The 13978-nt window shown below is 58.6% G+C and carries 14 protein-coding genes and 1 pseudogene; 7 read left to right on the top strand and 8 right to left on the bottom strand.

Features of this window, described 5'->3' with window-relative positions:
* Positions 1-405: 405 nt before the first annotated feature.
* From ACUZ9Q_RS13415 to ACUZ9Q_RS13405, 3 genes are all read left to right on the top strand, one after another.
* Positions 406-1683: an IMP cyclohydrolase gene (locus ACUZ9Q_RS13415; RefSeq protein WP_449248031.1), complete on the top strand. Its 1278-nt coding sequence runs from the start codon at positions 406-408 to the stop codon at positions 1681-1683.
* Between the two features lie 201 nt (positions 1684-1884).
* Positions 1885-3738: a cobyrinate a,c-diamide synthase gene (locus ACUZ9Q_RS13410; RefSeq protein WP_449248030.1), complete on the top strand. Its 1854-nt coding sequence runs from the start codon at positions 1885-1887 to the stop codon at positions 3736-3738.
* 18 nt (positions 3739-3756) lie between these two features.
* The gene (locus ACUZ9Q_RS13405) at positions 3757-4956 is read left to right on the top strand and encodes a glycosyltransferase family 2 protein (RefSeq protein ID WP_308584533.1); all 1200 of its coding nucleotides are present in this window, start codon (positions 3757-3759) and stop codon (positions 4954-4956) included.
* Positions 4957-5214: 258 nt separating this feature from the next.
* On the opposite strand, the pseudogene ACUZ9Q_RS13400 reads toward ACUZ9Q_RS13405, so the two are convergent.
* The 8 genes and pseudogenes from ACUZ9Q_RS13400 to ACUZ9Q_RS13365 all read right to left on the bottom strand — a co-directional run.
* A pseudogene (locus ACUZ9Q_RS13400) lies at positions 5215-5535 on the bottom strand (nitroreductase family protein); the annotation flags it as partial.
* 127 nt (positions 5536-5662) lie between these two features.
* Complete coding sequence (locus ACUZ9Q_RS13395; protein WP_227118714.1) at positions 5663-6448, bottom strand: adenosylcobinamide-GDP ribazoletransferase; 786 nt, start codon at positions 6446-6448, stop codon at positions 5663-5665.
* A 21-nt stretch (positions 6449-6469) separates the two neighbouring features.
* Positions 6470-7111 (bottom strand): redox-sensing transcriptional repressor Rex, encoded by a 642-nt coding sequence (locus ACUZ9Q_RS13390; protein ID WP_022658857.1) that lies wholly within the window; start codon positions 7109-7111, stop codon positions 6470-6472.
* Between the two features lie 676 nt (positions 7112-7787).
* Positions 7788-8111 carry an ATP synthase F0 subunit C gene (gene atpE / locus ACUZ9Q_RS13385; RefSeq protein ID WP_022658856.1) on the bottom strand — a complete coding sequence of 108 codons (324 nt, stop codon included), beginning with the start codon at positions 8109-8111 and terminating at the stop codon, positions 7788-7790.
* 126 nt (positions 8112-8237) lie between these two features.
* Complete coding sequence (atpB, locus tag ACUZ9Q_RS13380; protein WP_192112627.1) at positions 8238-8942, bottom strand: F0F1 ATP synthase subunit A; 705 nt, start codon at positions 8940-8942, stop codon at positions 8238-8240.
* A gap of 124 nt (positions 8943-9066) precedes the next feature.
* On the bottom strand, positions 9067-9507 hold the full coding sequence (locus tag ACUZ9Q_RS13375) for a hypothetical protein (RefSeq protein WP_233483396.1): 441 nt from the start codon (positions 9505-9507) through the stop codon (positions 9067-9069).
* Positions 9473-9865: an AtpZ/AtpI family protein gene (locus tag ACUZ9Q_RS13370; protein WP_233483395.1), complete on the bottom strand. Its 393-nt coding sequence runs from the start codon at positions 9863-9865 to the stop codon at positions 9473-9475. The genes ACUZ9Q_RS13375 and ACUZ9Q_RS13370 overlap by 35 nt, the downstream gene beginning before the upstream one ends.
* 168 nt (positions 9866-10033) lie before the next feature.
* Positions 10034-11668: a class I SAM-dependent RNA methyltransferase gene (locus ACUZ9Q_RS13365; RefSeq protein ID WP_449248029.1), complete on the bottom strand. Its 1635-nt coding sequence runs from the start codon at positions 11666-11668 to the stop codon at positions 10034-10036.
* A 237-nt stretch (positions 11669-11905) separates the two neighbouring features.
* Here ACUZ9Q_RS13365 and rplU point away from each other — a divergent pair, with 237 nt between their 5' ends.
* The 4 genes from rplU (at position 11906) to obgE (ending at position 13971) form a co-directional block, all read left to right on the top strand.
* Positions 11906-12214: a 50S ribosomal protein L21 gene (gene rplU / locus ACUZ9Q_RS13360; RefSeq protein ID WP_192112630.1), complete on the top strand. Its 309-nt coding sequence runs from the start codon at positions 11906-11908 to the stop codon at positions 12212-12214.
* A gap of 132 nt (positions 12215-12346) precedes the next feature.
* Positions 12347-12616, top strand: coding sequence for a 50S ribosomal protein L27 (rpmA, locus tag ACUZ9Q_RS13355; RefSeq protein WP_192112631.1), 270 nt, complete (start codon positions 12347-12349; stop codon positions 12614-12616).
* An 8-nt stretch (positions 12617-12624) separates the two neighbouring features.
* Positions 12625-12759, top strand: coding sequence for a hypothetical protein (locus ACUZ9Q_RS13350; protein ID WP_256186036.1), 135 nt, complete (start codon positions 12625-12627; stop codon positions 12757-12759).
* A gap of 111 nt (positions 12760-12870) precedes the next feature.
* Positions 12871-13971 carry a GTPase ObgE gene (gene obgE / locus ACUZ9Q_RS13345; protein ID WP_192112632.1) on the top strand — a complete coding sequence of 367 codons (1101 nt, stop codon included), beginning with the start codon at positions 12871-12873 and terminating at the stop codon, positions 13969-13971.
* The last annotated feature ends 7 nt before the right edge of the window (positions 13972-13978 follow it).

The raw sequence follows: 13978 nt of genomic DNA, 5'->3' as shown, positions 1-13978 counted from the left end.
TTCGTCAACGCGGGCGAGGGCCGGGCAGGTTTGCCGTCAGGCGGCGTCAGGCTGCGGCTGCTGCGGGTCGAGTACCATAAGAGTACACTCCCCTTGCCAGCCGTGCGCCTTCCTTGCCTGACAACAAACGTGCTCCGGCCCTGTCATTGTAATCCGGGCAGGTTTGCCGCCATGCGGCGTCAGGCTGCGGCTGTCGCGGGTCGGGTACCATAAAAGTAAACTCCCCCTTGCTATCCGCGCGCCTTCCTTGACTGATGGAATCCCCGGCCTCCTGCCGATGGGCTTTGCCGAACCGCAACCTCCAGGCCGCCCCAACCGCCGTCAGCAGCGAATCGGGGCTGGTTGTCCGGCATGTTTTATGGTATGCGAATGCCTCACTTGATCGGCGAACATCTGGAGGCAAGCATGTCGGATCTCAAGTCCATGTACAGCACCGTCCACAAGGACGCTTTCCCTGACACCATGACCATCATTCTGGGCGATGAAAAACTCGTCTACCAAAAGCGCACCTGGACGCTGGACAACGAGGAAAAGGGCCTGCGCTACGGCGAAAATCCCGACCAGCCCGCAGCCCTCTACGCACTTAAGGAAGGCTCCATTACGTGCGGCGGTCTGAACTGGCGCGGCCCCGGCAACGGCATTGTTTCCGCGCTTACCGAAAGCCAGATGATTCAGGCCGGCAAACACCCCGGCAAGACCAACCTTACGGACGTGGACAACGGGGCCAATATTTTGCAGTACCTCACCGAGCGCCCTGCGGCGGTGATCTTGAAGCACAACAATCCCAGCGGCGCGGCCTGGAGCAATGACGGCATTGCTGCGGCCCTTGAAAAGGCCTTCTGGTGCGACCGCATCGCCGCCTTTGGCGGGGCCGTGGTGGTCAACCGTCCCTTTACCCGCGAAGCTGCGGAAATTGTTGCTGCCAACTATTTTGAAGTGGTTGCCGCTCCCGCCTTTGAAGAAGGCGTGGTGGAGATCCTCAAGGGCCGCAAAAATCTGCGCATCATGGAACTGCCCGGCCTTGGGCGGCTTGAAGAGCTGACCAGCTCGGCCTTTCTTGACATCAAGAGCCTCGCTGACGGCGGTATTATTGTACAGAAGTCCTTTTTGAACCGCATTCTTGAAGCCAAGGACTTTTTGCCCGCCACCGCCACCACCAAGGAAGGCGTTTCTGTGGCCGCCCGTGCTCCCAGCAAGCAGGAACTGGACGACCTGCGCTTTGCCTGGGCCGTGGAAGCCGGGGTTACGTCCAATTCCGTTATTTTTGTGCGCGACGGGGCCACCCTTGCCATCGGCACGGGCGAACAGGATCGCGTGGGCTGCGTGGAACTCGCCATCCACAAGGCGCATACCAAGTATGCAGACACGCTTGCCTTCCGCGAACTCGGTCTGTCGCTCTATGAACTCAAAGAAAAAGCCGCTACCGACGCGACTATGGCCGCCAAGCTTGCGGATATTGAAAGCCGCACCGAAGCCTCCCACGGCGGACTGGCCGGGTCAGCGCTTGTTTCGGACGGATTCTTCCCCTTCCGTGACGGGGTGGACGTAGCTGTGGCCCAGGGCGTTGCGGCCATTGCCCAGCCCGGCGGCTCCATGCGCGATGCGGAAGTGATTATGGCTTGCAACGAGGCCAAGCCGCAGGTTGCCATGGTGTTTACGGGGCAGCGCTCCTTCAAGCACTAGGGATTTTTTTTCAATAATTCTTTTGGCCGAGGACTGTGTCAGCCAGCATTTTTTACTCCAGTCATGGACAGAAAGAGTCCACTCCTGTCGTAAAAAACACTGTTTTCCTTGTCCTCGGCGCAAAATCTTTATTGAGAAACAGCCCTTGGAGCAGATTAACACTGAAAATGTTTATCTGCGCTGCACTGTGATGAATGGCTTTTGTCCCTGATTCTGTCTGGTGCGCGGCCCGGTCTGGTCAACGTGTATTTTCGCGTTCCGGTCGGGCCGCAAGCCTTTGAGACCAAGAACTGCGCCATATCTGTGCAAACTGATGGGCGCAATACCATTGAGAGCACTGCTCCACAGGGCCGCCGCATGCAGCACTCCTTGCCACAATCCGACCTCTCTCGCACCGTCTGCGGTTCAGCGGCTGTATCCATGCCCCGGCTGTGTGTATCGGCTCTTTCTGGCGGCGGCGGCAAAACGCTGCTCTCTCTGGGGCTCACGCGCGCCTTTGCCTCGCAGGGGCATACGGTCAAGCCCTTCAAAAAAGGGCCGGACTACATTGACGCCGCGTGGCTGACCATGGCCGCCGGAAGGCCCGCCACCAATCTTGATCCCTATATGCTCCAGCCGGAACGTCTCAAGGCTCTGTTTGCGCACGCCATGCGCAAAACACAGGCGCAAAGCGGCGCAGCAGAAGTGCTCGGCATGATTGAAGGCAACCGGGGGCTTTTTGACGGCATGGACGTGGCTGGCTCATGTTCCACAGCGGAGCTGGCGCGTATGCTTGGCTGCCCCATCATCCTCAGCATCAACTGCACAAAGATGACGCGCACGGCAGCGGCACTGGTGCATGGCATGACAACCTTTGAGCCGGGGCTGCAGTTTGCGGGCGTGGTGCTCAATCAGGTGGGCACGGCACGACACGAGGCCCTGCTGCGCAAGGTTATTGAGGAATATACGGATGTGGCAGTGCTTGGGGCTTTGCCGCGCCTGAAAGACAACCCGCTGCCCGAGCGCCACATGGGCATTGCCTCCTGCGGCGATGAACTTTCGTCCGAGGCCCGCGCAGTGCTCGACAAGCTTGGCACTTTTCTGGCCGAACACATCAATCTTGATGCCCTGATAACTGCTGCCCGCGCAGCGGCCATTGCCAATCCCTGGCCGGAACAGGCCGAGCCTTTTTGGTCAACCAATGGGGCGGTAGATGCGGCGGTGGAATGTTTCAGTTCTGCGGAAGCGCCAAAGGAAGCGCCGCTCACGGATGCCTCCACTCCGGCTGAAAATTCGGGCGGCACGATGCCCGATGCGCAGGCCGTCAAATCAGCCCGACCGCCGCGCATAGCCTATGTGCGCGACAGCGCCCTGTGGTTTTATTATGAAGAAAATCTTGAAGCCCTGGAGCGCGCAGGGGCGGAACTGGTGCGGCTTGAGATCGTGGGGCCGCGTTCCGGCGTCTGGCCTGTACTGCGCGGTGAAAAATCGCAGCATGCCGATGCTGGAGAAATAGACGGCCTCTACCTTGGCGGTGGCTTTCCCGAAGATTGCGCGGCAGACCTCAGCGCTTCACCCCATCTGCGCACCTTGGCCGCATGGGCTGGAGCTGGCCTGCCCATCTATGCCGAATGCGGCGGTTTTATGTTGCTGGCGCAAGGCATAGAACGCGAGGGCGTGCTCTGGCCCATGAGCAATATTTTCCCTGTTTTCGCCCAGTTTTGCGGCAAACCGCAGGGGCTTGGCTACGTGCACGGCACAGTGGTGGAGGAAAATCCATTTTTCCCCAAGGGGCTGGAAATTCTGGGGCATGAGTTTCATTATTCGCGCTGCTGCTGGCAGGGCGCAGCTCCCCGACACGGCCTGCGCCTGCGCAAAGGGCAGGGCATGGGGTGCGAGGCAGAGCAGGCCGGGCAGAAAATGGGCAACGCGGCTCAAGCCAGCCGCGCGCCAGCACTGGACGGACTGCTGCGGCAGAATGTCTGGGCTTCGTACACGCATATTTTTGCCCCGGCAGTCCCTTGCTGGGCCCCCAATTTTGTGGCGGCTGCCGCCCGTTTTGCTCAGGGGCGCTGATGCCCGGAGGGTGCTGAAATGTCGGAAGCAAGCCGTGTTTCTGTGGTCATTCCTGTCTGGAATCTCTGGGACATGACAGAGCCTTGCCTGCGTTCGCTGGCCGAGCATTCCGCAGGCGAGAACATGGAAGTGGTGGTTGTGGACAACCACTCCACAGATGCCACGGCTTCAGAACTTGGACCCTTGGGCGAGGCCCTGTTCGGCACGGCATTCAAGGCCGTGCGCATGGCTGAAAATGCGGGTTTTGCACGGGGCTGCAATGCCGGGGCTCAGGCGGCTGGCGGCGATCTGCTGTTTTTTCTCAACAACGACACCACGCTTACCCCGGGCTGGTTGCCCCCTTTGCGTGCGGTCATGTCCGATCCCAAGATCGGCGCGGCTGGGCCGTTGCTTCTGTATCCTGACGGCACCGTGCAGCACTGCGGCATCTATGTGAATCCCTTCAATGCGGTGGGGCACCTCTACGAGCACCTGCCCGGCAGCTTTGCCGCAGCCCGCAAACCCCATCCCCTGCAGGCCATCACCGGCGCGGCCATAATGCTGCGCAAAATGCAGTTTGAATCCTGCGGCGGCTTCCATGAAGGGTTTCGCAACGGATTTGAGGACATTGACCTGTGTTTTGCCCTGCGCGCGCAGGGACTAAAACTGCGTGTGGAGAGCCGCAGCATCATTTACCATCATACAAGCCGGACGCCGGGCCGCTTTGCCCATGACAGGGAAAATTGCACCCTGCTCATGCAGCGTAAAGGCGGGGCAGTGCGCCCTGATGAACACGTGCTGGCAAAACTGGACGGATACGACCTGCGTATTGGTGAAAATCTCGATACCTGGATGGTGTTGCCCGAGGAACAGCAGCAGCGCATCAGCGCGGAGTTCTGCGCTAAGCCCTTTAACAGCGAAGCCTGCAAGGCTTTGTTGCGTGCCGAACCTCTTTGGCTTGAGGGCTGGCTCTTGCTGGCGCGGCATCAGGAGCAGGCGGGCGACCTTGTTGCCGCAACGGGCACGCTTATGGACTGCCTGCGGCTCATGCCCGACCCACGGGTGTGCAAAGCGTTGTCGCAGCTTGATCCTCAGGCAGTATTTGAGGGCGGCACGGGCGACCCTGCAATGGCAAAAGTCCGTGTACAGCAGGCGCGCCGTGCGGCTTATGCCAACGGCGATACAGCTCTTGCACAGTTGCTAGGCCAGTGGCTTGTGGAACATGCTGGCAGGCTCTGAAAATATAAAAAATCGCGGTAGAGGCAAGCTCTACCGCGATTTTTTACCATCAATCCAGGCGATAATGACCTAGAATCGTGCAACGATCAGGTCTTCAAGACTCCGCTTCGGCACATAGTGGACGCCTTCGGCATCGCGCCAGTAGGCAGTTGCGCCACCCTCAGGCATAGGGGCCACAACGCGCTTTTCCTTGGCAACGCCAAGGCCCAGCACCAGAGCGATTTTCATGTCTTCCGGCACGTTCAGCAGGGAAGGCGCGGCCTGATGGTCAAAGGACTGAATCATGCAGCAACCCCAGTCTCGGCTGGTGGCGGCAAGCTGGATGGTCTGGGCCGCAATGCCTACATCCATGCAGGTCAGTTCCTTGCCGGTCTTGGGCATAAGAATGACCACAAAAGCTGTAGGGCGATCACCGGGGTGCGGGCCGCCCCAGTCTTTCAGCGCGCCTGCCCAGCGGGTGAGAGCGAACAGCTTCTGGCAGGTTTCGCCGTTGCCCACAAGCATGAAGCGCAGTTCCTGCCCGTTTTTGGCGCAGGGGGCGAGGCGTGCGCAGTCCACAAGCCATTCCAGCTCGGCCATGCCAAGCGGCTGGTCTTCATAAAAGCGGCGGCAGGTGCGGGCCGCTTCCGCAAGCGCTTTAAAATCCATAGCTGGCTCCTTGGTTTTTCCGGGACAAACCCGGTCGTTTGCGTCAGTCAGACTCAGCTTACACTGTTACCAACAGGAACCACAACTGGCTCCACTGGATACACGCGCCAAGAAAATCTCCGGAAACTCCGCCGTGTTCCCGTGTAGTGTCAATCAGGCTGTGGATCAGCAGAAATTGTCCAAAGGCCAGCAGGGGCAAGCGCCAGAATGGGCAATTGCCCAACAGCAGAACCAGCACAAGCATGCCCGTTGCCAGCACAACTTGCCAGCGGGCCAGTTGCGGGCTTGACCCAGCGCAGGCAAGGCCGCCGAGCGAGCGTTCATCGTGCGGCACGGTATATGCCGCCAGCCAGATGCAGGCTGCACGGCCCCAGGCGGGCGCGAGCAGGGGGGCAATCCACTGGCCGTTGGCAAGCTGCCATGTGAGGGCCAGCCACAAGCCGCTGAAGGCCACAAGAAGATGCAGCGCCCCAAAAGCGCCCAGGCGGCTATCCCGCAGCACGGCCCAGAAGCGCTCGCCGCTGGCTCCACTGCTCGTGGCGTCGCCAAGGTCTGATAATCCGTCCCAGTGCAGGCCTCGCGTTGCCCATATTTCGCAAAGCATCCAGGCCCAGGCGGCAAGGGCGGCGACAAGGCAGCGGCCCGCAAAGCCTGTGTCTGGGGCGTCAAAGAGCCACAGGCAGAGAAAGGCGGCTGCCGTGCAAAGTGCGCCAAGCACCAGACCCACAGGGGCAAAAAAAGGCATGGCCGCGCTGAGTGAATCTGCGGTGCAGCAGGGCCGGGGAGGGACAAGGCGGGTCAAAAAAGCCAGGGCGTCATGAAAGCGCCCTGGCCAGGATGTCACAGAAGTGAGTGCCACGGTTGATTACCGCGTCTGGGGATGATTGAACGCCAGCGCATAGAGATGGTGGAAAAAGTCCACGTACTCCACGTTGATTCTGTCCGGTACCTTGATGCGCGAGGGGGCAAAGTTCAGAATGGAGGTAATGCCTGCGTCCATCAAATGCTGTGCTGCCCTTTGCGCCCGCTCCGGCGGTGTGGTGATGATGCCGATCTCGATGTTCAGATCAGTCACCATATCTTTGAGGTCGCGTGTGCAGTGCACTTCAAGACCGTGGACAATTTCGCCGATTTTGAAGGGATCGCAGTCGAAAATGCCCACAATGTTGAATCCGCGTGAGCGAAATTCGCCGTGGTTCAGAATGGCCTTGCCGAGGTTGCCGACGCCGATCAGCGCCATGCGCCATTCGCGGTCAACACCCAGGGATGAGGTGATGGCGGCAATGAGCGATTTGACATGATAACCAACGCCACGGATGCCGAATTCGCCGAAGTAAGCAAGGTCTTTGCGCACCTGCGAGCCGTTGACGCCGCAGGCTTCTGCAAGGGGATTGGATGAAATGACTTCGACACTGTCACGTGCGAAATTTTCCAGCACCTGAACATATGTGGCAAGGCGCTGGATAGTCGCGCGGGGGATGTGTTTGCTTTTGGGTGGGTTGACCATGTTGTACCTTCTGGGATGCCAAGCGTGTCTTGTTGTTACAAACTTTGTGAATTTGATTTTATAGCAGAAATACACACAGGCGCAAGCTTTGTGAATACATGGCGCACATGGCAGGCAACTTCGCTAAATAGCAGGAAAAGAAGCGTGTTATGCCTGCAATGTTCAGCTGGGACCAAGAACAGTGGAACCGAGCCTTGGCTTTTTCCTGCTGACTTTTTTGATAAAATTTATTTCACCACTTAGCAAGTTGCAGCTAACGCAAAGACACAAGTTCGCCATCTGTTATTTCAATACGTTAGGTTCTAAAAGCGATGTAGGACATAATCTATACCATAAAAGTTAACAAAGGTTAAGCCTCTTACGAAGCTTGGTGAATGCTGACTCAAGGAAAGGTATTTGCTGTGTGGTCGATAATGGTCTTTCTCTATATATCAAGTCTATCCCTGTGGAAGCGTGTACTCAACAATGTTTGACATTCTTTGTCAGGTATTGTGACTGAGGCAAAGTTTTATCTTCATGGTTTTTACTGTTGCAGGCAGTTAGGACTTCAAAAAATTGCTGGTTGGAAGCAGTGGCGGATTCGAATCGATAGCTACAGACGTAGCAGATTTGATCTGTTGCAAATAAAAAAGGCGGCCCAAGGGCCGCCTTTTTTACAAATCAATGTGATCCGGACTTACGCGTAGGGGTTGGCGTACAGCAGGATGAAGCTGATAACCAGGGCGTAAATGGCCAGCGATTCGATGAAGGCGAAGGCCAGAATCATGGTACCGGTGATCTTGCCGCTCACGTCAGGGTTGCGGGCAACGCCTTCGCAGGCGCCCTTCAGGCCAAGGCCCATGCCGATGCCGCAACCGAAAGCGGCAATGCCGATGCCAAGGGCGGCGGCCAGGCAGGTGTAGCCCAGAGCCGAGGCGTCGAGCTGGTTGGCAGCAAAAGCCATGGTGGCCATGCCGAGAAGGGCCACGGTGTTCAGGGCGATCATCAGAAACTTACGCATGAGACACTCCTTGCACTGTTGTATTGTTGGGTCGTTATCGACCATTCCCCACTATGTGTCGTGTGTAACGTCCCGCAATTTGCCGATGATTATTCGGCGGGCCGCAGGTAGCCCGTGGCCATCGGCCTAATGCTCGGGTGCTTCAAGCGCGCCCTTGATGTAGAACATGGTCAGCATGAAGAACACGAAAGCCTGCATGGTCTTGCCCAAAAGGAAGAGGGCGTAGATGGGCAGGGTGCCGAGTATGGGAGCCATTACGAAGAACAGCACCATAACAATTTCTTCACCGCGGATGTTGCCGAAAAGACGGAGAGAAAGCGAAACCGGGCGCGAAAGATGCGAAACCACTTCAAGCGGAAACATGAGCGGAATGAGCACCTTGGAGGGGCCGGTAAAATGGTGGATGTAGTGCGCCTTCCAGCGGATCAGGCCCACGGCGTTGTAGAACACGAGCACAAACAGCGCCATGCACACGGTGGTGTTGAGGTTGGCTGTAGGAGCGTCAAAGCCGGGCACAAGACCCATGAGGTTCATGCCGAAGATGTAGATGAACATGCCAGCCAGGAGGCCAACGAACTTGCGTCCATGCTCACCCATGGTGGCAAGGATGAAGTTCTCGATGGTATCCACCAAGGCTTCAAAAAAGTTTTGCAAACCTCCGGGAACCATGGTCAGCCGACGGCGCATGATCAACGCTACGGTGAACAGAATGGCCATACAGACCCAGGAGTAGAACACATGTTTGAATTCCACCATCGTTCCACCGATGGTGATCTCGTCCATGCCCATAAATGTGGAGAGCAATACCGGATGCGGCAAACCACCTGCCATGAGCCATGCCTCCTGGTGAGTACGCGCCAAAGCGCGGCGTTAATGTTAGACCCGTGCGGGCCATTCCCCAAAATTTGCGGCCTTGGGCATTTGCCCTGCCGTGCTGCGGCTGTAGTGCCCCGGTTTAGTCTGCCCGGCGTCGCGGTCCACGCGCTGCCAGGGCATAACTTGCCAGAGCGCAAGCTCCGGCTGCTGCCATGCCGCCTACTATGGCGAAAACAGGTGCCTGATACACAATCAGCGAAACATAGAGAAGCGCGCCGATTATAACCAGCCGACCCATCCAGCGCACAAGTACTATGCGCAAAAAGGCCGTGCTGTAATCCCCCAGGCCCTTGCGCAGAAAAAAGCGCGCCAATCCCCAAAAAGTCCAGGCCATGATGGTCAGGCCCACTCCAAACCAGAAAAACCAGGGTGTGGCCGTAAAGGCCAGCCCGCCGATCAAAAGACTGCACGCGGCGAGCAAAATTTCGTTACGCAGCAAAACACGGATAGCCGGGTGATCTATGCCGCGCCGCCAAAGCCAGGCGTCAAGGCTGTGTATCATCTGTTTCAGTCTGCGCACGGCTGTTTGTTTTGCCTTGCCCCGTTGGGGGCGTTTCGCTTTGCTGTTCCGGCGCAAGGCCTTTCCGGCGGGCGTCTTGCGCCGCCATTTTGCGCAGCAGGGCCTGAGTGTCGCGATACACGTTCAAAAAACCCGCCGCAATGCCGATGAACAGAAAAACCAGCTTGCCCCATGGGCTGGTGCCAAACCAGTGGTCAATGCCGTAGCCTATGGCAAAACCCACTGCGGGGCCGCTCACCAGATGCAGGCCAATGACCCCTGTGTTGGCCATGGCTTCCATGCCGGTTTGCTGCTGCTTAAGAAAATCCTTGAACGACATAAGGCCTCCGCGCACGTGGCTGGAACCTGTAAGCGTCATGGTCCCCTTAACGCTGTTCAAATTATCACAGGCGACCCGACGCGTCAATGACTTTGGGCGGAAACTTGTGATTACGCTGCATTCCTTAGGGGCCACAGACGCGGAAAACTGGCTGTTGATACCAAAAATCGAGCCTCGTGAATATGAAAAAAAATGTCTGCCCGCAGCTCAGTCGAGCCTGCGCCAGAGGCTCAGGCACTCAAGGTGCGGCGTGTGGGGAAAAAGATCAACGGCTTCAAGCCGCTCCAGGGAATACCTGTTGCGCAGCTGGGCGGCATCGCGCGCGAGCGTCGCCGGGTTGCACGATATATAAAGGATTCTGTCTGGGGCAATCTGCATGAGTGCATCCAGCGCGCGCGGCGAAAGCCCGGCCCTGGGCGGATCTGCCAGAGCGTCTGTTGCCTGCGGAATGCTGGCTGACTCGTCAAACCCAGCTGCCAGCCAGCGGCTTGCAGGTTCCAGAGGCGCAAGGTGCTCAAGGCGGTACGCCGCATCCCCTGCCTCATACTGGCAGTAATTGATGTCATTGGCCCTGGCATTTATGGCGGCAAGCTTCACGGCCCGACTGTCCTGCTCCAGGCCCAGCAAGGCGGAATAGTTACGCGCCAGCAGCAGGCCCGGTGCGCCAACGCCGCAATAAAGATCGAGCAGGCCTCGGGGGCGGGCGTCCTGGTGACTCGCCGCCGGGCTGTCAGCCAAAAGAATGCGCTGTGCCGCATGCGCAAGCGCCTGCGCCCCGCCAGTATTCACCTGAAAGAATGAAGCCGCATCGAGGGTAAAGTTCATGCCGGCAAGGGGCAGAAACAACCGTGCGGCCGAGGGATTTTCCCGGCCAGTGTCGTCCAGGGTCTGCACGCGCTTTTCGCCAAAAGCAAAGGCATCGGCGGTGGCGCGTTCTTCATGGATAAAGGCCGCCAACTGGGGGAATGCGGCCAGTACCTCCCTGCCGAGCATCCGCACGGCTGCACGCTGTGCGGTATCGCCAGGGCTTGTGATGCACAAGGCCCACCAGCGCGGAGTGCGCATGTCCGCTGCAAGGCCTCGCCTCAGTACAAAAAAACGCCAGAATCCATAGTCCACGGCCTCGTGAATCGGGATGGCGTGGCTGTGCGGGGTGCGCCGGGCAAAGCCGCCCCGGCGGCCCAGTCTTTGTTGACCTTGCGTGGGGCGAAAGGGCTGACCTTGCCTTGCATCGGGCGCTGCATAGGCAGCAAGGCCGCTTTGCGCCGCCAGTTTGCCCACCATACTTACTATTTGAAGCGCTTCGGATGGCATGAGGGCGCAGTGCGGCACATCCACTACATCGCGGCCATTGCGGCGGCGTAGGCCAAGTTTCAGTCCCGTTCCGTCTTCAGTGTCGTGCCCGAAGGCAAATTCCATTTTATTGCGAAACCGCGTCAGCGCGGGCGACCCTGTGACGGGCGGCAGCATTGATTCAATCTGAGCGCGGTCAAACTTGCCAATGCGGGTCAGGGCGTCCACTGCCAGAGTGCGCTTCCAGTAAAGTTGCTGCGCATAGGGCATGGTTTGCAACGGGCAGCCGCCGCATTCGGCATGGTGGGGGCATATGGGATCGACGGCGTCCGGCGACTGGCTGAGCAAGGTCGAGGCTTCTGCATCTATAAAGGAGGTTTTGCGCCGCAAAACGCTCGCGTTCACCCGCTGGCCCGGCAGGGCATTTGCCACAAATACGACGGTGCCCTTGCTGGCATGGTCGTCGGCTGGCGCAAGGCGTGCAATGCCGCGCCCATCGTGCGAAAGGGCGGTGATATCAAGCGTGAGCTGTGTGGGGGCTGTGTTCATGCGCCCCACAGATAGCAGCAGGCTTGCGGCTGTGCAAGTGCGGGTGGAAGAGGAAGGGGGGGGGACGGCGCGTGGCTGGGTGCAGAAAGGCATTGCTCCCTGCCATGAAGTTGTGTATTCTCGCCACTCGCGCAAGTCGCGGACTGTTGTAGCGAGTTTTGCAAAAATTTCTGCGAAACGCGCTTGACATTTGTCGGCCTGTGGGGCAAATATGCCTTTCTCTTTTTGGAGGTTGATATGTACGCGATTATCGAGACCGGCGGAAAACAGTACCGCGTCGAAGAAGGTTCTAAAGTAGTTGTGGAAAAGCTTGCGGTTCAGGCCGGAAGCGAAATTTCCCTGGACAAGGTGCTGATGGTCGGCGGCGCTGAATGCAAAGTCGGCGCTCCCTATCTTGCCGGGGCCGCCGTTATGGCGGAAGTGGTGGATCACGGGCGCGGACCCAAGATCAAGGTGTTCAAGCGCTGGCGTCGTAATGACTCGCGCAAGCTGCGCGGTCACCGCCAGGATTACACCACCATTCGCGTTAAGAGCATCAACGCCTAGAACCCGGCTTTAGCTGAGGTTCGGCAGGCCGCGGGCATGGTCTGCCAATAGCCCCGCTTTCGTGCAGGGCGCGTTGAAAGATATTTATTTTGCCCCGCCGGTCCACAGGGTCGGCGCCCCAGGGAGGCTACCATGGCACATAAGAAAGCAGGCGGCTCTTCGCGCAACGGTCGCGACAGTGAAGGCCAACGCCGCGGCGTAAAGCGTTTTGGCGGTCAGAGCGTTCTGGCTGGCAATATTCTGGTGCGTCAGCTCGGCACTACCGTTTACCCCGGTGTGAACGTGGGCATGGGCAGGGATTTTACCCTGTTTGCCAAAGTGGCCGGCGTTGTGCGCTTTGAGAAGTATATCCGCAAGCGTCGCGTTCACACGCGAGTGCATGTGGAGGCGGCCGCCGACTAAGCGGCCGCGTGGAATTTGCCGATGAGGGAAGGGGCCGCGAGGCTTCTTCCCTCTCGGTGTTTGTGCTGGGGTATGTGTGGCGCAGGCCACAGACCGAAAAGCAGGGAACGTGGGGCAAACAGGTGTTTGCCATGTGGCGTTGACCTGCATTGCTGCAATATTTGCGCGGTTTTTCGGAACGGCAGCCCCTTATACATTACGGCGAGCGCCAGCATTGCAGGCGCAGCCGCGCGGACTGACCGCAAGGATATCCCATGCGATTTGTAGATGAAGCTCGAATTCAGGTGCGCGCCGGTAAGGGCGGGCACGGTTGTTTGTCTTTTCGGCGCGAAAAGTTTGTGCCGCGCGGCGGCCCGGACGGCGGCAACGGTGGTGACGGCGGTTCAGTGCTGCTGAAAGCCGATGGCCGTTTGCTGTCATTGTACGATTTTCGGCTCAAGCGCCTTTACGAGGCCCGGAATGGTCGCCCCGGCGAGGGTAGCCAGTGCGATGGCAAAAAAGGTGAAGACATGGTGCTGCACCTGCCGGTGGGCACGCTTGTTTTTGTTGAAGGGCCTGATGGTGAAGAGCTGCTGGCCGACCTCAGCGATCCCGAAGCGGAAGTGATGGTTGCACGCGGCGGACGCGGCGGCAAGGGCAACGAACATTTCAAGTCTTCCACCATGCGCGCACCGCGTTTTTGCCAGCCCGGCGAACCGGGTGAAGAAAAGAATCTGCGCCTTGAGCTGAAGATTCTGGCCGATGCCGGTCTGTTGGGCTTGCCCAATGCGGGCAAATCCACCTTTATTTCGCAGGTCTCTGCGGCGCGTCCCAAGATCGCGGCCTATCCCTTCACCACGCTCACGCCCAACCTCGGCGTGATGATTGACGAAGTGGATCCTGACAGGCGCATGGTCATTGCCGACATTCCCGGCCTCATCGAAGGCGCGCACGAAGGTCAGGGGCTGGGGCTGCGCTTCCTCAAGCATGTGGAGCGCACACGCTTTCTCGTGCACATTCTCAGCGTGGAAGACGTGGGCGAGGATGACCCCTGGGCGGGCTTTAACCTCATCAATGAGGAACTGTGCCGCTTTGACGAAGAACTGGGCGAGCGTCAGCAGATCGAGGTGGTCAACAAGATCGACCTCATCAGCCCCGAGCGCCTGGAAGAGCTGAAAAACAGGGCCAAAGCCGATGGCCGGAATATCTTCTTTATTTCCGCGCGGGACAACATCGACCTTGAGCCTCTGGTGGAAGAGTTGTGGCGTATGCGCGATGAAACCGCCAGCCACGCGCCTATCCTGCATTTTGCCGATACAGACGGTGATGAGGAAGAGGACTTCCCAGAAATTGAAGTGATCTATACCCGCGAATAGCGGTCTG

Source organism: Desulfovibrio desulfopostgatei, assembly GCF_053570645.1.
This window is presented reverse-complemented; position numbering and strand designations above follow the sequence as displayed.